We start from the raw sequence: 19315 nt of genomic DNA, 5'->3' as shown, positions 1-19315 counted from the left end.
CAAGTCTGCCAGACACTGGACCGGCACCACGAGAACGAAGAGAGCAAGCCTGAGTTTCATGCAGTGAGAGCGTACACACGCACATCAATGCCCGGCGAGCCGATGATGTGATCCGGCGGACGATTGGGGTGAGCGAACCCGGCCTGGAGAAGAGGCTTCACATCATGAGCTTCAAGGTTTGCATTCGCCAGCGGATAGGGCGTGTGATGCACCTGGCCGCAGCGGATGCCTTTCGGTGATTGCGAGAACAGCAGGTAGCGCTCGGCGAGGAAAAATTCGAGCGAGCCTGGCTCGGCGAGATGAGTTTGAGGCTGGAGGCGATAACGGAAGCGCGCTGCGCTCGGTTCGCTGCGCCGGTGGCAGGTGTAGTCGATCCACGAGTCCATATGGGCATTCAAGTCGCGCGGCAGCGTTTTGGAGTGCTCCAGCCCTCTGGAGCTTTTCGCAGGCCGGTGGACATTCGAAAGCGCCGGAGGACCGGCGCACTTCAGGACGCTCTCGCGGGCTTGCATATGCGCATGCTGATACGGCAGATGGAAGAACGTGCGCGCGGTCCAGACAGCGAGCGGTTGATTGCAGTCCAGCGAGTAAAACCACACGCCGGGGCGGCCTTGTTCATCGTGGACGTAGGTGCGCACGTTGAGTTCGAGGAAGTTGCTGATGCCGGGCACCGGCGGGCAGAAGCGCGGACGGATGCCGCGCATGAGGAACGGCACGATGGCGAGCCAGGCTTCGCCTTGAAACATGTCCACGAACAATCCGGGCGGCAGCGTGCGCTGGATTTCAGCTGCATCCCAGCGCCAGTGGAGGAACAGCAACTGCTCCCAGCGCTGATGCATCACATGCGCACGCGATGGACGCTCGCGGACAGCGAGGCGTGATTCGAGCGTGGGTGTGGTTGGCATGCGAGAGCATGATAGCACATGCTCAACCTGAAGAGCAGGCAGGAGTACCCGCTGCACCCGTCGCTCAAACGATTCGCGGCCATCCGCGTGAGGGCGAAATGGCCGCGAGAAGCGTTCTTGGATCTTGTGGTGCGTTGGACGGGCTAAAGCCCGGGACTACTCTCAGGCAAACAGCTTCGTCACCGGCTTGGCCTTCACGAGTTCACGCGGCTGATTGAGATGATTATAGACAATCGTCTCGGGATCGATGCCGACGGCGTGGTACATGGTGGCGAGGAGCTCGGTGGGATGCACGGCGTCTTCAGCCGGGGCGGAGCCGGTGGCGTCGGATTTGCCGTGGATGTAGCCGCGCTTGATGCCGGCACCACCGACGACGGCGGTGTAGCAGTATGGCCAGTGATCGCGGCCGTCGGCGCTGTTGCCGTTGCCGCTGGTGGACACACCTTTTTCGGGGCTGCGGCCGAATTCACCGAGGACGACGATCATGGTCTCGTCGAGCAGGCCGCTGGCGTCGAGATCGGAAAACAGCGCGCTGAGGCCCTGGTCGAGCATGGGACCGCTCTGGGTCTTCATGCGCGTGGTGAGGCCGACGTGGTGGTCCCAGGAGTGGTTGTCGGAGTTGGCGACCTTGGGCCAGATGACTTCGACGACGCGGGTGCCGGCTTCGAGCAGGCGGCGGGCGAGCAGGCAGCTTTGACCGAAGGTGTTGCGGCCATAGCGGTCGCGCATCGACATGGGTTCTCGATCCAGCGCGAACGCATCGCGCGCACGGCCGCTGGAGATGAGGTTCAAGGCCTGGCTGTAGTAGCTGTCGAGGCTCATGTCCTTCACGGCGGCTTCGATGGTGGGCATCTGGTCGTTGATGGCATCACGCAGCTTCGCACGGCGCTCCAGGCGCACGCTGAAGAGGTCGGGACGAAGCTGGAGGTCGTCGATCTTGATGCGGTCCATCTTGCCCATGTCGAGGTCATCGCCATCGGGGAAGAGCGTGTAAGGCTCGTAGGCCTTGCCGAGGAAGCCGGCGCCGCCGCCTTTGCCGACGACGTTGGATTCCTGCAAGGGACGTGGCAACTGCACGAACGGCAGCATGGGCTCCTTGAGCGGCTTGAGACGCACGATGTTGCTGCCGAAGTTTGGGAAGTCCTTCGCGTTTGGCGGCTCGAGCTGGCCGGATGGACTGACTTTGTCCGTCGTGTAGCCGGTCATGATCTGGTAGATGGCCGCCGTGTGGTTGAAGAGGCCATTCGGCGTGTAGCTCATCGAATTGATCATGGTGAACTTGTCGTTCACCTGCGCGAGTTTGGGCAGGATCTCGGTGAAGTGCTTGCCAGGAACCTTGGTCGGGATCGTCTTGAACGCACTGCGCACATTGTCGGGCACGTTCTCCTTCGGATCCCAGAGATCGAGGTGGCTGGGGCCGCCTTGGAGGTAAATCATGAGCACATGCTTCGCCTTGCCCCAGCCGGCACGGCCTGCACCCGCAGGTGCCGTGGCGGCACTGGCGGTCTGCGCACGCAGGATGTTGTTGAGCGTGAGGCCCATCATCGAGCCGCCGCCGACGCGCAAAATGTCGCGACGCGAGAAGCCGAGATTTTTGTCACAGAGGTCTTTGCCGGGAACGCCAGGGATGCGGAACATGGGGTGCTAGGGGTGAGTGTTTGGGGTCAATTTCAGCGGCATGTACGATCAGGCAGGGCTGATCTTGCCGTTTCGGGCCAGATCGTCCCCGGCGGGCAGGAAAGTCCATCCCCTGTAGCGGAATGCGTCAGCATTCCGGCAATGGTGATTCTCGTGCGCGCCGACGAAACTCTCACGAGTTCCGCTACTTCACCTCCGCCGCCGAAACGGATGCCAGAGCTGACCGAGGTAGTGCTTGGAAATGGGTTCATGGATGCCGAAGGACTCCGGCTCGTGATCGGGACAGCGGTAGGTGCCGAAGAGGATGTCCATGAGCGGCGAGATGTTGGCGTAGTTGCCGGCATCGCGGGCTTTGTCATGATGCCAGTGATGCAGCTCCGGCGCACCGATGAGCATGCGCAGCGGGCCGATGGGCAGGCGCACGTTCGAGTGGATGAAGATGGCCCACAACCCACGGAAGGCGAGAAAGCCCGCCAGCGTCTCCAATGGAAAGCCAAGGATGAACGCGGGAAGGTTGATGAGGCCGACGGTGTAAATCGTGTCGATGGGATGCTCGCGATGCGCCGCCAGCCAGTCGAGATGCTCGGCGCTGTGATGGATGGAATGAAAGCGCCACAAGAAGGGCACTTTGTGCTGCAACCGATGCGCCCAGTAGATGATGAAGTCGCTGAGCACGATCATTTCAATGGCCTGCAACCACCACGACTGCGCGGCGACGCTCGCGCGGAAATTTGCGGGCACGATGCCATCGAGCCAGCCACGAAAATGATTCAGCGCCCAGAACACCAGACCGCTCCAGAGTAGGTACTGGCCGAGCAAAAAGCACAGATCCGTCCAGAAGGCCGGACGCAGGAACTTCTGGCCTTCACGAGCGGGAAACAGCTTTTCCAAAGGGCGGAACAACATCACGAGGAACAGGATGCTCAGGCCGGAGGAGAGGATGACGGCGGGGAGGGTCATGGCAAGCCAGGTGATTTCGCAAATGGATCTCCGTTTGATGGTGGGGAGGACGGTGAGAAAGGATCAGCCGGCGCAAGCGAATCACCAGGAGCAAACGAAGCCGAAGATGGAAAAGGATCGGCAGTGGAAAAGCGGTTCCTGCTGTCGGATTCGAACTTTGCCTGCCAGCTTGAATAAGGTGTCGGCTGCGAAACCTTCGGTTTAACATCCGAATATGGATTCAGCGCAATTTCATACCCGAAAAATCCCAGTCGTCGCCAAGCGCCGAGTCCGAAGAAATGGACCGGGCCACTTTTGCTGCCCGCCATTATCGGGCGAACATACATGTAAGGCACGCCAACGGCTTCTGAAGGCTGGACAACCGTTGTTTTTCTCACCGAGAAAACCGGCTGATTGATGACCTTGGAACTGATGATGCGGAGGTCGCTCGCTGGTCGTTCACCCGACGGCGCTGGACTGCCGTGATTGATGAAGCCCTCGAACTCGGCGACCTCCGGCTGTAGTTCCAATTCTGCAGTGTTGAGGCCGAGCGGATCCGGCGGCGGTGTGTTCGGCGTGACCTGCGAATGCCAGACATAAGCCACCAGCAGTGTCAGTGAGAACAACACCACGGTGACTCGAGCGATTTTGGGCGGCAGGTTCATGGCTTCACGGGCGGCAGCAACGGTTTGCCGGTCTGCAAAGCGCCGGAGCTGATCGTGGTGCCGCCGGTGTAGGATTTGCTGCCGGGCATGATCAGCGTGCCGCTTTTGGAGCCGGGCATGACGGTTTGCGATGCTTTCTGGCTTTCGGCAGGGGAGATAAGATGGCTGATGCTCTTGGAGCCTGGCATGATGACCGGTTTGGCCTGCTGGTGCGTGAACCAGACGCAACCGATGAACAGTCCGAGCGAGGACAGGACGGCGATGAAGCGGAGCAGCGATTTCATGCGCAGGAGGATACCGGGAGGAGTGACCCGGCGTCGAGATTTTTTGCGCGGCTCAATCCGGCGCAAAGAGCGCGCTCAGCTCAATGCTGCTGTGGATGAGCTGGTCGCTCAGCTCGTTGCGGACGAGGCCGCTGCTGGTCACCATGGTGAGGAAGAGGGTCTTCCGGGTGCGGGTGTGGCGCTGGAAGATGTCGCGCTTCAGGTTCAGCGTCGCGGCATAAGCCTTGTCGATGAGGAAGGGCGTGTCGGTGAACTTCATCTCGCAGAGGTTGATGATATTGTCCGCGCGGTCGATGAGCAGGTCGATCTGGGCGCCACCGTCTGTTTTGCCGCGTGGCCGGTGCCGCCAGGCGGTGAGGGTGGTCTGCATGCCGGAGATGCCGAGGGCACGGCGGAGCTGCTGCCCGTGCTTGAGACAGAGCATTTCAAAAGCGTGGCCGCTCCAGTTCCGCCAGCGCGGGGTGCCGCGCAGTTGGAGCCAGTGGTCGCGCCCGGCGGCGGCCTTGGAGCGCGGTTTCATCCACGCGTGGTGAAAGAGGGAGAACTCATCGACGAGGCGGTAAATGCGGTCACGGCTGGCTTTGCGAAAGGGCGCGGTGGAGGCGATGAAGCCGCCGGCTTCCAGCTCCTCCAGCATCTGGCTCATGCCACCACCAGAGCTGAGGCCGGTCCGGGCCAGCAGCTCATCACGGCTGAGGCCCTCATCGACGGCGGCGAGCGCGGCGATGATGCGGAGGTATTCCTGATAGCCCTCGAAGAGGGAAGCATAAAGCCGCTGGAATTCCTCATACAGCGCACCTTTGGGATCAAAGCAGAGCTGGTCGATGTTTTGCGCGGCGGAAAGGCTGCCGCGCACCTGCTCAAGATAATACGGCACGCCGCCCACGGCCATGTACAGCTCCACGATCTGCCCCTGCTTCCAGCGCACGCCGCGTGATTCGAGGAAGGCGGCGGTGTCATGGAGATTGAATGGCATGAGTTGCAACTGCCGGGTGACGCGGGCGTGCAGGCCGCCACGATCACCCACGACGTGGCGCAGCATCCACGCGGCGGCGGAGCCGGTGATGATGAGCATGAGCTCCGGCCGCTTGGAGGCCCAGGCGTTCCAAAAATGCTCAAATGCGGGCAAAAAGCGTGATCTGGGCGAGGCCAGCCAAGGGAACTCGTCGAAGAACAGCACGCGCTTCTTCCCGGCGGGCAGGCGCTCGAGGTAGGCGGTCAAATCACTGAACGCCTCCTGCCAGGTGCGTGGCACGGCGGCGCGGATGCCTGCCGCCGCGCTGAGCGCGGCGGCGAAGTTTTGGAGCTGCTCGCCAAGCGTGGCCCTGCTGTTGCCCACAAGCTCAAAGGTGATGCGCCCCTCAAAGTGGCGGCGGATGAGGTAGGTCTTGCCAATCCGCCGCCGCCCATGCAGGGCCACAAACTCGGGCTTCCCGGAGCAGTACAGCCGGTCGAGCACCGCCTTCTCATAATCACGCCCGACCAGCGCAAGGCCGGGCTTGGTGCTGGTGCGGTTCTTCTTGGCGGGCATGGCAGAGGTGGCCCAGAAGTAAGTTGTGGCGAGTTTGATGGCAAGTTCAAACTCGCCACAACTTCAAATTTGCCGAGTTATGGCGAGATTGAATTCAAATCAAACTCGCCACAACTCATGCGTGGGGGCTCAATCCACAAACATGAACTCGTTGCTGATCATGAGCACCTGCGCGAGCTGGCTGAGCGGCTGCTGGGGCTTTTGGCGGCCAAAGGGCCAGCGATCGGAGCCGCAGAAGTCATTCTTGGCATGGGTGAGGACTTCGCCGTTGTCAGCGCGGGTGATTTGCGGCTGCCAGTCGAAGCTGTCGCTGTCGGTGCCGCCTTCGTTGTGAACGATGAAGCTCACGATGTCGCCGCGTTTCACGTCGGTGGAGATATGCGTGGGCACTTTTTTGTTTTGCGGCGTGCAGAAGTATTCAGAGACGATGCCGGTGCGGCTGTGGTGAATCCAGGCGCGGACGCCGTCGCCACGGTCGCTGTCGCGGCTCAACACGGCGTCGATGGTGACCTTCATATCGGCCGGCACATGCCAGCGAGCGGTGACTGCGAGGTCTTTGGGTGCGGCGTGGCCGCCGTAGTTGGCCCAGAAGGCGTGGCCCCATTTCGGATCGGCGCTGGGGATTTTCTCACTCGGGCTCCAGAGCTTCTGCCCGCCACCACCGCGCTCGGTGAGATGCGCAAAGGGCTGGAACTCGGCGAAGGCAGGTTTGCCATCGGGTGTGCGGGAGAGCTGCATCGAGCCGTAGCTCCAGCGGAAGGGTTTTTCACCATTGAGCGCTTCGGCATCCGCCGCGAAGCGATTGGCGAGTTCGACTTCATCAGGACGCGGATCGCGTGCAAGGATGCGATGATACATCGCGCGAATGGCTTCAGAATCGAGCGTGGTGCCGTTCAGCGGCGTTGCTTTGGCAACAGCATCGGCACGGGCGCGCATGAAGGGGCTGTTCATCAGGAAAAGCGCTTGCTGCGGCACGGTAGTGTTGAAACGCTGCGGGCTGTGGCTGTCGGGATTGGCGAAGTCGAACATCGCGGGCACGCTGGCCTGGTCGTAGCGGTCCACTTTGAGATAAAGCGTGCGGCGCGTGTCGGCGTCCTTCGCGTTTAGCTCGACGGCGCGTCCGCCGGAGGTTTGGGCGTTGAGTTCACCGGTGGCGGCGAGCAGTGCGTCGCGCATCGTTTCGTAATCGAGGCGCTGGCGGCTGAAACGGCTCAGCAGGTCGTTCTCGGCGTCCTGGGTGAGTTTTCCCGGCGTGGCGTGGCTGCTTTGCTGATACGTGCGGCTGGTGAGGATGAGCGTGTGCAGCTTCTTCAAGCTCCAGCCGTTTTCCATGAAGCTGGCGGCGAGATAGTCGAGCAATTCAGCCTGCACGGGTCTCGGTGTCTGCACACCGAAGTCGCTGGGCTGTGAAACGAGCGGCCTGCCGAAGTGCTGCATCCACACGCGGTTCACGATGACGCGGGCGGTGAGCGGGTTGTCCTTGCTGGCGATGTGTTTGGCAAGTTCGAGACGCCCGCTGCCATCGGTGAATTTTTCGCCGCCGAACATCGTGAGCCACGCACGCGGCGCGGGATCGCCCTGACGCGCAGGATTGCCGCGCACGAAGATGCGGCCGTCCTGCGGCTTCGACTTGTCGAGCATGACCATGGCACGCGGCGGTGCGCCGGGATGCGTGGCGTCGAGCTTGTTGCGCTCGTTTTTGATGCGCACCACGGTTTCGAGATCCTTGCGCGTGAAGAAGGCGTCTGCGCCCTCGACCGGCACGGACATCGGCGAGAGCTTGTCCTGCATGAGTTGGCGCACCGGCTCCACTTTGCTGTCGAGCATGATCTGCGCGTAGGTCGTGGCGACATCCTTCATCGACTTTGGCGGCGCTTTGGCAAAGCTGGCGGCGATCTCGGGCGAGCAACCGCTGTCAGGCTTCGCGAGTTCCTGCGTGATGGCGGGCGCCTTGGCGGCAAATTCACCCGCAGGCAGCGCGGCGAAGCGTTTCCATGCGATCATGGTGGCATGCGGCTTCGCATTGAGTGCGTAACGCTGCAAAAAGTCACGCCATTTGGCCGCCACCTTGTCGCGCAGCTTTGCCTGGCCTGCCTTGCCGTTGAAAACAGTCCTGTCGGTGATTCCAGACGCATCTTGAGCGAAGACGAGATATTCAGCGAGGCGCTCCGGCTTGCGGCACTCGTCATAGACCTGCTTCTTGTAGTCGAGTTCCTTCTGATTGATCACGTCAACCTTCGCCTCGTAATCCTTCGCGTCATTTTCGTTCGCCGTTTTGCCGATGACAGGCAGCTCGGTCTCCTCCGGCTCCTCGCTGCTGTTAAGGATGCTGTACATCGCGTAGTAGTCGCGGCTCGGGATGGGATCGAATTTGTGATCGTGGCAGCGCGCGCAGCCGATAGTGATGCCGAGCAGTCCGCGGCTGACGACATCAATGCGGTCATCGGTGATGAGCAGGCGGTCATTGATGAAGCGCTCGCCGACATTGTAGAAGCCGAGCGCAGCGAGGTGCGGCGAATTCGGCGTGGCAGCCGTGAGACGATCCGCCGCGAGCTGGTAGCTCACGAACTGGTCATACGGCATGTCATCATTGAAGGCCTTCACGATCCAGTCGCGATAGGTGTAGGCGTAAGGGTAGAAATTGCTGCGGCCCGCAACCTGGTAGCCGTTCGTGTCCGCATAGCGCACGACATCGAGCCACACGCGTGCCCAGCGCTCGCCGTAGCCCGGTTTCGAGAGCAAGGAGGAGATGAGAGATTTGAGGGCAGCGGGGTTAGAAGTGCTCAGTGCTGAGTGCTCAGTGCGCAGTTCTGCATGCGTGGGCGGCAGACCGGTGAGGGTGAGGTGGAGACGGCGGATGAGAGTCGGTGCATCAGCGGGAGCCGCGAAGTCGAGGCCGACGGCTTTAAGCTTGGCGTGAACAAACGCATCAATCGGGTTCGCACTCGGATACTGAGCACTAAGCACTGAGAACTGAGCACTTGATCCCGGCACCGGCTTGTAAGCCCAATGCTGCATGGGATCGGCCTTCGCCGCCGCGTGATCGGTCACCTCTTTCTCCGCCGGCCATGGCAGGCCGAGGCTGATCCATTTTTCGAGCGCGGCGATTTGCGGCGCAGGGAGTTTGTCGCCCTTCTTCGGCATCGCTTCGACGCCAGAGACGTGATTGATGGCCTTGATCAGCTTGCTCGTGCTCGGATTGCCGGGTTCGATGACTTTGCCATAATCGCTGCCGCGCACGACGGCGGCACGCGAGTCGAGGCGCAGACCGTTTTGATGCTTGTGCGCGCCATGGCACTCGTAGCAGCGCTCCGCGAGCACCGGGCGGATGTTCTTCTCAAAGAACTCGATCTGCTCCGGCGGAAACGAATCCACCGCCGAGGCGAACGAGCAAGCGACGGCAAGGCCGCCCAAAACAAGATAGGGAAACTGGAAACGTGGGGTCATCTGGGGGTTTTGGAGCACTGCACTCTAGTGCCGAACTCCAAAAACCAAACGCGCAGCGAACGTGCACCTTGCAGGCGGGGATCAGCGATTACTTGGGAACGTCCAAGCCGAGAGACTTGATCGAAGCCTCAGCAGCTTTGGCATCGTCGGTGCCAGGAACGGCCTTGATGACGGCTTGGAGCCGCTTGAGCGCATCCGCCTTGTCGCCGAGTTCGGCGGAGGCACGTGCGATGTTGTGCTGTACGATCCAATCACGTGGCGCAGCTATTTCGGCACGCAACAGATACTCACGACCCTCCTTCCATTCGCCGCGATAGAGATGGCGAATAGCAGCAAAGTTCAACAATTCAACATTGCCGGGCGCAAGTTCGAGCGCCTTCAACGCGCAGTCTTGAGCGAATTTATCCGTCTCATCTTTCTCAAAGCTGTAAAGCCAGCGAATACGGGCTTCGACCTCCTCAAGAGCTTTTTTGAGCGGAACTCCGTCGATTTGTTCGTTGTCGATCCAGCGCAAGGTTTGCGGATCCTTCGCTGCTGTGGCGAGAAGATCGAGAGCTGCGGTTGTGACGGCTTCGGTGTCTTTTATGCGCTGTGACATGGCCATGCGGCCAACGTGGATGTCGAGACGCTGCGGAAACTTCTTTGTCGCCGCCTTGAGGATATCCTCTGCACGCTTAATGATGGCCGGATCTGGTCCCTCAGCGATGGAACCGACCTGCTTGCCCGTCTTGGGATCGGTGAGCACCGCAATCGCGTCTTTTTGATCCCCAGCGACGATGTTGACGGTCTCTGCGGCCTTCGCCAGGGCATTGGCAGGGAGGATGTAGGCATCCGGGTTGTCGGGCTCCTGCTTGATCCACTCTGCGTGGCGCTTCTCGATTTCTGCGATACTCCGATGCTTCTGACAGAATTCGTTCACACGTTCCTTGAGCGGTCTTGTGTCGGAGGCGAAACTCGACACGACACCTAGATATAGAAAGAGAAGATGTTTCATTATTATGGGGCACAGATAGCAGTGAGATTGAGAGTGTCATCTTGCATAACGATGGCTATCCTAGCATGGAAAAATCTCCGAGAGATTACGACGCTAGGACGCTCAAACGGCCGCACGGCTTGACTGATCTGTGCAAGATCATCACGCTTCACCCTGTTCCCTGCCAACCACCATGACCAAACTGCTCATTCCAACCCTGCTGCTCGCGCTACCGCTTTGCGCCGCTGATTTGAAGTTCAAGAAACTCACGCTCTCGAATGAATTCTGGTGCGAGGGCGCGCACTTCGCCGATTTCGACCAGGACGGGCAGAACGACATCTGCGCCGGGCCGTTTGTGTGGTGGGGGCCGGAATTCAAGGAGCGCTCGGCCTACAGTGCGCCGAAGGCGGAACGCAACAAGCCGCTGACTGACGAGGCGTATGTGCCGAATCACGCCAAGTTCATCGAGTCCGCGCCTGAGTTCAAAGGCAAGGCGGTCGATCCGCTTGGTTACTCGGATTACTTCCTTAGCTACACGCACGATTTCAACGCCGACGGCAAGATGGACATCCTGGTGTTCTCCTGGCCGGGCGACATCACGGCCTGGTATGAAAACCCCGGCAAGCGCGGCACCGAAGCATGGAAGCGCCACATCATTTTCGACGTGACGGACAATGAGTCACCGCAGCTCGGCGACATGGACGGCGACGGCAAACCGGAACTGATCTGCCACACCGGCGGTCGTCTGGGTTATGCCTCGCTCGACTGGGCGAATCCCACGCAGCGTGGGACTTACCACGCCATCGCCAAGCCGGACATCAAGCGCTACTTCCGCTACACGCACGGTTACGGCTTCGGCGACATCAACGGCGACAAGCGCCCCGACATCCTCGACAAGGACGGCTGGCGCGAGCAGCCGGGCACGGCTTCGGAAGAATGGGTGTTTCATCCGGTGCCCTTTGCACCCGAAGGGGCGCGCGGTGGTTCGCAGATGCAGGTCTATGATGTGAATGGTGACGGTCGCAACGACGTGCTCACGAGCTGGGACGCGCATGGTTACGGCTTCGCGTGGTATGAGCAGCAGGCCGACGGCAGCTTCGCCACGCATCAGATTCTCGGCGAGAAGCCGGAAGACAGCCCGCACGGCGTGAAGTTCACGCAAACCCACGCCACCACGATGGCGGATGTCGATGGCGATGGCGTGCTCGATCTCATCACCGGCAAGCGTTACTGGGCCCACGGCCCGAACAAGGACGCCGAACCCGCTGCTCCTGCGGTTCTGTACTGGTTCCAGACCAAACGTGACGGCAAAGGCGGCGCGGACCTAATCCCGCATCAAATCGACGCGGACAGCGGCGTCGGCACACAAGTATCGGCTGGTGATGTGAACAAGGACGGCAAGACCGACGTGATCGTCGGCAACAAGAAGGGCGTGTTTGTGTTTTTGCAGGAGTAAAGCGTTCGTAGGGTGGGTGTGGCGACAGCCCGCCCGCCTCTTTGCGTCCACGCCAACACGATGCGCTCCCAAACCGTCGGGCGGTGCTGCGAAGTTCTCCAAGATGCTGGCGCAGGTTTCTGGCGCAGCACACACCCAACCTACAGCAACACATCGCCCGCCTGAAGCGGGTGGCCGCGCAGGAAGTCGGCGGCAGACAAACGTCTGCCGCCTTCGATTTGGACTTCGGTGAGACAAAGTAGGCCGTTGCCGCAACTGACGACGATGCCGTCGGCATTGGCACTGACAATGGTGCCAGGTGTTGGGCAGGCGTCGGCGTTGGCGATGATTTGAGCGCGATGAATCTTCATCTGCACGTCCTTGAGCATGCATGATGTACCAGGCCATGGCGTGAAGGCACGGATGAGGCGGTGGAGTTCGATGGCGGGACGCGTCCAGTCGATGCGTCCGTCCTGGCGCGTGAGTTTGCGGACGTGCGTGGCTTTCGCGGTGTCCTGTATTTCACGTAGCGGGTGGCCAGCGGTGAGGAGATCGAGCGCGGTTTCGAGCGCGGCGGGGGCCTGTTGCGCGAGTTTGTCATGCACGCTGCCGCCGGTGTCGTCAGCGGCGATGGGCAGGCGCTGCATGAGCAGGATGTCACCGGTGTCGAGACCTTCATCCATGAACATGATGGTGACGCCGGTTTCTGAGTCGCCATCGCGAATCGCGGCCTGGATCGGTGCGGCACCGCGATGACGTGGCAGCAGCGAGGCGTGGATGTTCAGGCAGCCGAATTTAGGCACGTCGAGCACAGCACGTGACAAAATCTGTCCGTAGGCGACGACGACGGCGACATCGGCATTGAACGTGCCGAGTTCCTCGACGGCGTGGCGGATTTTCGGTGGCTGGATGACCTGAATGCCAGCGGCGAGCGCACGCACCTTGATCTGCGGTGGGGTGAGCACTTGTTTGCGGCCCACGGGCTTGTCCGGCTGCGTGACAACGCCGACGACCTCGTGTTTCGTCGTGTTAAGCAGCCATTCCAGCGAGGGAAGGCCGATGTCGCCGGTGCCGATGAAAAGGACGCGCATGGCCGCTCTAGATCCGCAGCTTTTCCTGCTCGCGCCAAGCTTCCAACGTCATGATGCTGCCGATGATGTCGTAGAGCACTTTGGCGGGCGACTGGCTGGCGTCGATATCGACGATGCGGTCGCCGATGTAGTGATCGAGGATTGGCTTGGTTTCGGCCTCGTAGGTGGCGAAGCGGTTTTGTATGACGCTTTCGTTCGCATCATCGAAGCGGTTGTCCTTGAGGGCGCGTTTGCGCAGGCGGCGGGCGAGTTCCGTGCGGTCAGGACAGGAGAGATGAAAAACTTTGAGCACCTCGATGTCTGCTTCCATGTATTTGGCCTGCTCGACGTTGCGCGGGATGCCGTCGAGCACCAGGAAGTCGATCTCCGGCTTGAACTGATGCGAATCGACGCGCTGTTTGATGTTCGCGCGCCAGAGCTGCACCGTCAGATCATCAGGCACGAGTTCGCCGCGGCTGGAGAACTCGACGAACTTCTGTCCGAGGGACGTGCGGGTGTCGAGGGAGCGAAACACATCGCCGCAGGCGAGATGATGGAAACGTGGAATGGAACCAAGCACCTTGCCCTGCGTGCCTTTGCCACTGCCTGGAGCGCCAAGAATGAGGAAGGTGCGAAATTTTGCGGGCGTTTTATCGTCGGACATGAGCGGGGATGCTAACACGCTACGGTTTTGACACAACTTGCGCGACGGCCAATTTCACCCGCTCGTAAGACAGCGCGGACAAATCATGGCTGTCTTCACGCAAAACCTGCACCCAGGGCTGCGGCGGCGCCCAGACCGCCGGATCAGTGGGACCAAAGAGCAGGAGCGACGGCACGCCGCAGGCCGCAGCGAGATGGGAGATGCCGCTGTCGTGACCGAGAAAGGCGGTGCAGGTGGTGAGGCGGGTCGCGAGTTCGGAGAGTGGCAGCGAATGCCAGTTCGTATGCTGCGTGATCTTCACGCCACGGGCTTCTTCGGCTTCGCCGGTGATGAAAACGATCTCATGGTCGGGAAGTTCATCGGCGAGGCGAAGCCAGTGCTCCAAGGGCCAGTTTTTCTTCACCGAGCCGCTGCCGGGATGAATGACGATTTTTCCGGATCGCTCAACTTTCGAAGGATAGAGCGGTTTTTGAAGCAGATCGTCTTCCAAGAACATGGCGAGCTTCCCCAGGCCCTTCGCGAGTTGTTTCGAGGCATGTTCGCCGTCGTTTTGCACCCGCGATGCACATTCGATGAGCGTTGTGACGCCGACACGCTCCAGGCTGGCGCGGAAGTGGCCATCGGGGTCGTAGAGGAAGCTGACGACGAGATTGAAGCTGCGCAGATGTTCTGCGAGCGCTTCGTCGATGGGCGCGGTTTTGGCGAACAGCGGGGCCATGGTGCGATGTTCGAGACTGCGCACGGAATCGGCGAGGCCAGCGCTGCGGGCGAGTTCGGCGATGGCGGGGTAACCGATGATCTCAAGGTGGCAGCCAGCGATGGTTTCGCGCAGCAGCCGTATCGCTGGCAGCGTGAGGATGAAGTCGCCAATCGCACCGCCACGAATGACGAGGACGCGGGACTGCATCAGTAGAACAGGATTGCGGTGACGAGCAACACCACGCCGTAGGCGATGCCGGAATACACCGCCAGATTCCAGCGCTGCGGTTTGGCAAGGAGCCAGTTGATCCAGTCACGCATGAGGAAAGGCATGCCGATGAAGTACATGCCGACGATGATCCAGACATAGGCCAGAATGGGCAGCAGCAGACGGCTGGTCTGCGGTTGCAGGAAGGCGGCGGTCAACACCGGGCCGGCGACGAGTAGCATGAGTGAACCCAATGCCCGCACGGCGAGAAACTCCTTCACATAGATCAGCACGGCGACGAATCCGCCGGCGACGATCATGATGAAGATGCGGCGCATGTGGAAGAACTCGCCCATGTCCATGTTGGCGAGCGCGAAGGCACTCCAGATGAAATCAATCGTGAGCAGGATCACGCCCCATTGGTAGGTGCGGGGAAAGGCTTTGAGGAAGGCCTGGGTCTTCGCGGTGTTTTTCAGCGCCCAGCCGTGGGTCACGATCAGCGCCAGCGCCACGACGATGCCAGTTCCTTTGAGCGGAATGCCGCCGGTGGGAGCCTGGTGGTAGAGATAGTCGTAGAGATCGGCAAACATGCGCGTCGAGCGGGGGAAAACGGGCGCACAGGTGGCGCAGACCGCCCAAATGCGCAAACGCGATGTTCCTGCGGGAGGATTGAGGTTGCCCAAGCGGTGCGCAGAGACAGTTTGAAGCCGCCTCCCCCCATGAAAGAAAAAAAAGAAAACACCCCGGCATGGTATGTCGTCCACACCCGTCCGAAGTGTGAGCACATTGCGGCATCGCTGATGGCTGGACTCGAAGGCGTGGAGACCTACTGCCCACGCATCCGGTTTCAAAAGAACACGCGGCGAGGGAAGGTGTGGTTCATTGAGGCGCTGTTCCCGAGCTACTTTTTCGCCCACTTCATCCCCGCCGAGTCCATGCGGGCGGTGAACTACTCGCAGAGCGTGATCCGCGTGGTCGATTTTGGCGGCAATCTCACCTCGGTGCCGGACAAGGCGATTGCGCTGCTGAAAGCGGAGATGAAGGACGTGGAAATTTGCGAGGTGGAAGTGGGTGTGAAGGTCGGTGACATCGTGGAACTGACTGAGGGGCCGATGCGCGGCATGAAGGGCATTGTGAATGCGATGCTCACCGGTGTGGAGCGTGTGCGCATCCTGCTGGAGTTCCTGGGCCGGGAAAATGCGGTGGAGGTGCCGCTGTCAAAAATCCTCACGGAGCACCAACCGCGTGCGGTGATGGCGGGGAAGGGCCGCTAAAGCAAGTCGGGATTGATACCCAGTTCACGGAGCTTGGCGGCGAGTAGTTCCGCACGTCTGGCTGCGGTATCCGCACGTTTGGTTTCGGTATCCGCACGTTTGGCTTCTGCGTCTGCGCGCACGGAGATCTGGCGCTGGGTTTCCATGAGTTTGCCGTCCGGGCGGCGAATCCAGAGACGACCTGCGGGGTCGAGGCCGAAGGTCAAGTCGAGCAGCTTGCTGTGCCAACTGCCGTCAGCCGCAGGGGGCGTTTTATGCAGGCCGACACCACCGTTGCGGAGGAAGGAGGAAAATTTGCCCCGCCGATAGTCATAGATAAAAAACTCCCGACAGCCCATGTCTGAGTAAAAGTCGAGCTTATCCATCATCTCGTCCGCCGTGTTGCTTTTGGAGATGAACTCGAAGACCACGTCTGGCATGCGGTGCTGCTCTTCCCACTGCTTGTAGCTCAAGCGTTCGCCAGCAGGGTGATCGAGCACGACCATGACATCAGGTGCTTTGCAGATGTCTGGCCGGCCTTCGATGGGGTACCAGAGCAGATCGGCGGCCACGAAGACATCCGTGCGGTCACCAAACCAGTCCTCAAGACCGTTCTTGAGGAAGGTGATCCATTTGAGATGTTCGGTGTCGTTGCTCAAGGGTTCGCCATTGTCCACGGGATAAATCAACGTTCCCGCCCGGTCTGTCTCAAACGGTTGGGTGGGTGCCTGGATGATCATGGGGCAAGAATAACCTTCTCGGCTATCACGTCAATGCGGCATCGGCATTGCATCACGGGCATTGCAGCGTAAGTGCTGCGTCCCAAAATCATGCTTACCATTCGCGACGTCACCAAGACCTTCAATGCGCGCACGCTGTTCAGCGCTGCGTCGATGACCATCAACTATGGCGAGCGTGTGGCGCTGGTGGGGCCGAACGGGGCGGGCAAATCGACGCTGTTCTCGCTGATCCTCAAAACGGACACGCCGGATGCCGGTGAGATCATCCGTGATGAGTGGACGACGGTCGGCTACCTGCCGCAGGAGAGCGAACCCGTCGGTGAGGAGACGGTGTTGGAGGTCGCCACGGGCAAGGCGGGCGAGATTGAGGCGCTGGAGAAGATTCTGCGCGAGTTTGAAGCCGCTGGCGATGTGTCGAGCCCGGAATATTTTGAGGCACATGCCAAGCATGATGCGCTGGAGAACCCGCAGGCTGAGGCGAAGGCGAAACGCATTCTCAAGGGCCTGGGCTACAAGGAGGAGGACTTTGCACGGCCTGCGCGTGAGTTCAGCGGTGGCTGGGTGATGCGTGCGCACATGACGCGGCTGCTGGTGATGGAGCCTGATCTGCTGCTGCTCGATGAGCCAACGAATCATCTCGATCTGCTCTCGCTGATGTGGTTCCGCAATTATTTGAAGAACTACCCTGGCGCGATCCTCATGATCTCGCATGACCGCGACTTCATGGATGAGCTGGTGCAGCAGGTCTATGAGATCGACGAAGGCCGGTTCATTGCCTACCAGGGCAACTACAGCGAGCATCTGGAACAGCGTGAGGCTAACTGGGAGCGGGCGAACCAAGCTTACAAAAACCAGCAGAAGGAAATTGAGCAGATTCAGGAGTTCATCGACCGCTTCCGCTCGGTGGCATCGAAAGCCTCACAGGCGCAGAGCCGCGAGAAGCAGCTCGCGAAGATGGACAAGCTCGACAAGCCGCGACCGCTGCGGAAACCCTTCCGCTTCAATTTCCCGCAGCCACAGCGCAGCGGGCAGCGCCTGATCGCGCTGACGGACATCTATCAGGCCTATGAAACGAAGCAGGTCTATCGCGGCCTCGACCTCGAAGTCGAGCGCGGTGAGCGCACCGTGCTGGTGGGGCCGAATGGCTCGGGTAAATCGACGTTGATCAAGATTTTGGCCGGTGAAGTGCCATTTCAGAAGGGTGAGCGCAAGCTGGGCACGAATGTGAAGCTCGGTTACTTCTCGCAGCATCGCGCGGACACGCTGGACCCCGATTGCAGCGTGCTGGAGGAGTTGAAACGCGTCGCGCCGGAAATTCGCGAGGATGAAGCGCGCAGCATTCTCGGTTCATTCCTGTTCAAGCGTGAGGACGTGCATAAAAAGTGCCGCGTGCTGAGCGGTGGCGAGAAAAGCCGCGTGAATCTGGTCAAATTCCTCGTCGATCCGCCGAACCTGCTGCTGATGGACGAACCGACGACGCATCTCGACATCTGGGCCATCGAGGGCTTGATCCTGGCGCTGCAAAAGTTCGAAGGCACGCTGGTCTTCATCAGCCATGACGTGCATTTCATCCGCAGCCTCGCGACGAAGGTGCTGCACATCAGTGACGGCGTGGTCACGACCTACTCAGGCGATTACGACTACTACTTGCAAAAAACCGGCGCGGAGGAGAATGCGCGCGCGGCGGTGGTGGCGGCGTGAAGAGTCTGGTAACGGCAGGGTTGGGCCGCCCCTGCCGAGCTCACCAACGCGCCTGCCTGCCACTGCGGTTGATCCCAGGCCACGCGGTCATGCTTTCAAGGCTCACCTCGGCTGCTTGCGTTCTTCACAACTCCGTTTGTCAGCCCGTTGCAGCCTGACACCGTTTCTCGAGCCGTGGGGGCAAGACGGGAGCGCGGAGACTCCTCTCCTCTGCTTTAAACCCACTCCGCGCACAGCAGCTCCGCCTGCGCGAGCACCGTCTTCACGGCCTCTTCCTGCAAATCCGGCGGGTAGCCGTGTTTGTTGAGGATGCGCTTCACCATGACCTTGATCTTGGCACGAGCGCTTTCGCGGAGGGTCCAGTCGATGGTGACGCTCTTCTTCACCTGACTGATCAGCTCGGCGGCGATCACCTTGAGCTTCGCGTCGCCCATGGCTTGCACGGCACTGTCGTTCGCGGCGAGGGCGTCGTAGAAGGCCACCTCATCATCCGTCAGGCCCAGGTCTTCGCCGCGCTTGGTGGCGGCGTCGAGGTCCTTGGCGAGTTTGATCAGCTCTTCGATGACCTGCATCGTGCTGATGGCGCGGTTGTGGTAGGCGTTGAGGGTCTTCTTGAGTTTCTCGGAGAAGACCTGGCTCTGCACGAGGTTGCGCTTGGAGCGCACCTTGAGTTCGTCCTTGAGCAGCTTCTCCAGCAGCTCGGCGGCCACGTTCTTGTGCTTGAGGCCGCGCACTTCGGCGAGGAATTGGTCGCTCAGGATGCTGATGTCCGGCTTGGGCAATCCGGCGGCGGTGAAGACGTCGATCACTTGGCCTTCGGTGGTGATGGCCTTGCTCACGAGCTGACGGATAGCGGCGTCGATCTGCTCGGGCGTCTTGCGGTTGCTGCTGCTTTGCTTGTTCAGCGCGGCTTGCAGGGCTTGGAAGAAGCTCACGTCATCGCGGATCGCCGTGGCTTCATCGCTCGCAGCGCAGAGGGCAAAGGCGCGGGAAAGTTCCGTCACCACCTGCACCCAGCGCTTCTTGCCGTCCTCCTGTTCGAGGATGTGCTCCTGTCCGGCGGGGATGAGCGCGAGGCGCTCGGTGGGTTTGCCGCTGGTCCACTTGTCCCAGTTGAAGCCGTGCATCAGGTCGCAAGCGATGCCGTGTTTCTCCAGCATCAC

17 protein-coding genes are annotated in these 19315 nt (G+C 60.7%); 3 read left to right on the top strand and 14 right to left on the bottom strand.

What is annotated here, in order from left to right; genetic code table 11:
• Positions 1–56: 56 nt before the first annotated feature.
• The 8 genes from ACKVY0_RS23690 to ACKVY0_RS23655 form a co-directional block, all read right to left on the bottom strand.
• Entirely contained in the window at positions 57–905 is an 849-nt protein-coding gene (locus ACKVY0_RS23690) for a YqjF family protein (RefSeq protein ID WP_409217334.1), read from the bottom strand.
• A gap of 162 nt (positions 906–1067) precedes the next feature.
• Positions 1068–2543, bottom strand: coding sequence for a DUF1501 domain-containing protein (locus ACKVY0_RS23685; protein ID WP_409217333.1), 1476 nt, complete (start codon positions 2541–2543; stop codon positions 1068–1070).
• A gap of 189 nt (positions 2544–2732) precedes the next feature.
• Positions 2733–3503, bottom strand: a complete 771-nt coding sequence (locus tag ACKVY0_RS23680) for a sterol desaturase family protein (protein ID WP_409217332.1) — start codon at positions 3501–3503, stop codon at positions 2733–2735.
• Complete coding sequence (locus ACKVY0_RS23675; protein ID WP_409217331.1) at positions 3500–4147, bottom strand: hypothetical protein; 648 nt, start codon at positions 4145–4147, stop codon at positions 3500–3502. Before ACKVY0_RS23675 ends, ACKVY0_RS23680 begins: the two co-directional genes overlap by 4 nt.
• Positions 4144–4431 (bottom strand): autotransporter-associated beta strand repeat-containing protein, encoded by a 288-nt coding sequence (locus ACKVY0_RS23670; protein ID WP_409217330.1) that lies wholly within the window; start codon positions 4429–4431, stop codon positions 4144–4146. Before ACKVY0_RS23670 ends, ACKVY0_RS23675 begins: the two co-directional genes overlap by 4 nt.
• Before the next feature lie 52 nt (positions 4432–4483).
• The gene (locus ACKVY0_RS23665) at positions 4484–5962 is read right to left on the bottom strand and encodes an AAA family ATPase (RefSeq protein WP_409217329.1); all 1479 of its coding nucleotides are present in this window, start codon (positions 5960–5962) and stop codon (positions 4484–4486) included.
• 129 nt (positions 5963–6091) lie between these two features.
• Positions 6092–9409 carry a PSD1 and planctomycete cytochrome C domain-containing protein gene (locus ACKVY0_RS23660; protein ID WP_409217328.1) on the bottom strand — a complete coding sequence of 1106 codons (3318 nt, stop codon included), beginning with the start codon at positions 9407–9409 and terminating at the stop codon, positions 6092–6094.
• 88 nt (positions 9410–9497) lie between these two features.
• Positions 9498–10403, bottom strand: a complete 906-nt coding sequence (locus ACKVY0_RS23655; protein WP_409217327.1) for a tetratricopeptide repeat protein — start codon at positions 10401–10403, stop codon at positions 9498–9500.
• Positions 10404–10575: 172 nt separating this feature from the next.
• On the opposite strand from ACKVY0_RS23655, the gene ACKVY0_RS23650 reads away from it, so the two are divergent.
• A complete protein-coding gene (locus tag ACKVY0_RS23650; RefSeq protein WP_409217326.1) occupies positions 10576–11838 on the top strand; it encodes an FG-GAP repeat domain-containing protein in 1263 nt (420 codons plus the stop codon).
• A 140-nt stretch (positions 11839–11978) separates the two neighbouring features.
• On the opposite strand, the gene fmt is transcribed toward ACKVY0_RS23650, so the two are convergent.
• Genes fmt through ACKVY0_RS23630 form a run of 4 tightly spaced genes read right to left on the bottom strand, consistent with a single transcriptional unit; the run spans position 11979 to position 15048 of the window.
• Positions 11979–12908 (bottom strand): methionyl-tRNA formyltransferase, encoded by a 930-nt coding sequence (fmt, locus tag ACKVY0_RS23645; protein WP_409217325.1) that lies wholly within the window; start codon positions 12906–12908, stop codon positions 11979–11981.
• Between the two features lie 7 nt (positions 12909–12915).
• Positions 12916–13551 carry an adenylate kinase family protein gene (locus tag ACKVY0_RS23640; protein ID WP_409217324.1) on the bottom strand — a complete coding sequence of 212 codons (636 nt, stop codon included), beginning with the start codon at positions 13549–13551 and terminating at the stop codon, positions 12916–12918.
• 19 nt (positions 13552–13570) lie between these two features.
• The gene (locus ACKVY0_RS23635; protein WP_409217323.1) at positions 13571–14458 is read right to left on the bottom strand and encodes a glycosyltransferase family 9 protein; all 888 of its coding nucleotides are present in this window, start codon (positions 14456–14458) and stop codon (positions 13571–13573) included.
• On the bottom strand, positions 14458–15048 hold the full coding sequence (locus tag ACKVY0_RS23630) for a hypothetical protein (protein WP_409217322.1): 591 nt from the start codon (positions 15046–15048) through the stop codon (positions 14458–14460). Before ACKVY0_RS23630 ends, ACKVY0_RS23635 begins: the two co-directional genes overlap by 1 nt.
• A gap of 129 nt (positions 15049–15177) precedes the next feature.
• Here ACKVY0_RS23630 and ACKVY0_RS23625 point away from each other — a divergent pair, with 129 nt between their 5' ends.
• Positions 15178–15732 (top strand): transcription termination/antitermination protein NusG, encoded by a 555-nt coding sequence (locus ACKVY0_RS23625; RefSeq protein WP_409217321.1) that lies wholly within the window; start codon positions 15178–15180, stop codon positions 15730–15732.
• Here the strand turns inward: ACKVY0_RS23625 and ACKVY0_RS23620 are convergent.
• Complete coding sequence (locus ACKVY0_RS23620) at positions 15729–16451, bottom strand: Uma2 family endonuclease (RefSeq protein WP_409217320.1); 723 nt, start codon at positions 16449–16451, stop codon at positions 15729–15731. The two genes, ACKVY0_RS23625 and ACKVY0_RS23620, sit on opposite strands and share 4 nt — an antisense overlap.
• A gap of 90 nt (positions 16452–16541) precedes the next feature.
• On the opposite strand from ACKVY0_RS23620, the gene ACKVY0_RS23615 reads away from it, so the two are divergent.
• On the top strand, positions 16542–18152 hold the full coding sequence (locus ACKVY0_RS23615) for an ABC-F family ATP-binding cassette domain-containing protein (RefSeq protein WP_409217319.1): 1611 nt from the start codon (positions 16542–16544) through the stop codon (positions 18150–18152).
• Positions 18153–18367: 215 nt separating this feature from the next.
• On the opposite strand, the gene ACKVY0_RS23610 is transcribed toward ACKVY0_RS23615, so the two are convergent.
• A partial coding sequence (locus ACKVY0_RS23610; protein ID WP_409217318.1) for a DUF3387 domain-containing protein occupies positions 18368–19315 on the bottom strand: 948 nt, incomplete at its 5' end.

The sequence above is a fragment of the Prosthecobacter sp. genome (assembly GCF_046154365.1).
In the GTDB taxonomy this organism is placed as follows: Bacteria; Verrucomicrobiota; Verrucomicrobiia; order Verrucomicrobiales; family Verrucomicrobiaceae; genus Prosthecobacter.
Note: the sequence above shows the minus strand (reverse complement) of the source record. Positions and strands in the feature narration are given on the sequence as shown.

Bases quoted from the DNA above. Each gene is read 5' to 3' on its own strand.
- ACKVY0_RS23690 (WP_409217334.1), bottom strand. From the start codon at position 905: ATGCCAACCACACCCACGCTCGAATCACGCCTCGCTGTCCGCGAGCGT.
- ACKVY0_RS23685 (WP_409217333.1), bottom strand. From the start codon at position 2,543: ATGTTCCGCATCCCTGGCGTTCCCGGCAAAGACCTCTGTGACAAAAAT.
- ACKVY0_RS23680 (WP_409217332.1), bottom strand. From the start codon at position 3,503: ATGACCCTCCCCGCCGTCATCCTCTCCTCCGGCCTGAGCATCCTGTTC.
- ACKVY0_RS23675 (WP_409217331.1), bottom strand. From the start codon at position 4,147: ATGAACCTGCCGCCCAAAATCGCTCGAGTCACCGTGGTGTTGTTCTCA.
- ACKVY0_RS23670 (WP_409217330.1), bottom strand. From the start codon at position 4,431: ATGAAATCGCTGCTCCGCTTCATCGCCGTCCTGTCCTCGCTCGGACTG.
- ACKVY0_RS23665 (WP_409217329.1), bottom strand. From the start codon at position 5,962: ATGCCCGCCAAGAAGAACCGCACCAGCACCAAGCCCGGCCTTGCGCTG.
- ACKVY0_RS23660 (WP_409217328.1), bottom strand. From the start codon at position 9,409: ATGACCCCACGTTTCCAGTTTCCCTATCTTGTTTTGGGCGGCCTTGCC.
- ACKVY0_RS23655 (WP_409217327.1), bottom strand. From the start codon at position 10,403: ATGAAACATCTTCTCTTTCTATATCTAGGTGTCGTGTCGAGTTTCGCC.
- ACKVY0_RS23650 (WP_409217326.1), top strand. From the start codon at position 10,576: ATGACCAAACTGCTCATTCCAACCCTGCTGCTCGCGCTACCGCTTTGC.
- fmt (WP_409217325.1), bottom strand. From the start codon at position 12,908: ATGCGCGTCCTTTTCATCGGCACCGGCGACATCGGCCTTCCCTCGCTG.
- ACKVY0_RS23640 (WP_409217324.1), bottom strand. From the start codon at position 13,551: ATGTCCGACGATAAAACGCCCGCAAAATTTCGCACCTTCCTCATTCTT.
- ACKVY0_RS23635 (WP_409217323.1), bottom strand. From the start codon at position 14,458: ATGCAGTCCCGCGTCCTCGTCATTCGTGGCGGTGCGATTGGCGACTTC.
- ACKVY0_RS23630 (WP_409217322.1), bottom strand. From the start codon at position 15,048: ATGTTTGCCGATCTCTACGACTATCTCTACCACCAGGCTCCCACCGGC.
- ACKVY0_RS23625 (WP_409217321.1), top strand. From the start codon at position 15,178: ATGAAAGAAAAAAAAGAAAACACCCCGGCATGGTATGTCGTCCACACC.
- ACKVY0_RS23620 (WP_409217320.1), bottom strand. From the start codon at position 16,451: ATGATCATCCAGGCACCCACCCAACCGTTTGAGACAGACCGGGCGGGA.
- ACKVY0_RS23615 (WP_409217319.1), top strand. From the start codon at position 16,542: ATGCTTACCATTCGCGACGTCACCAAGACCTTCAATGCGCGCACGCTG.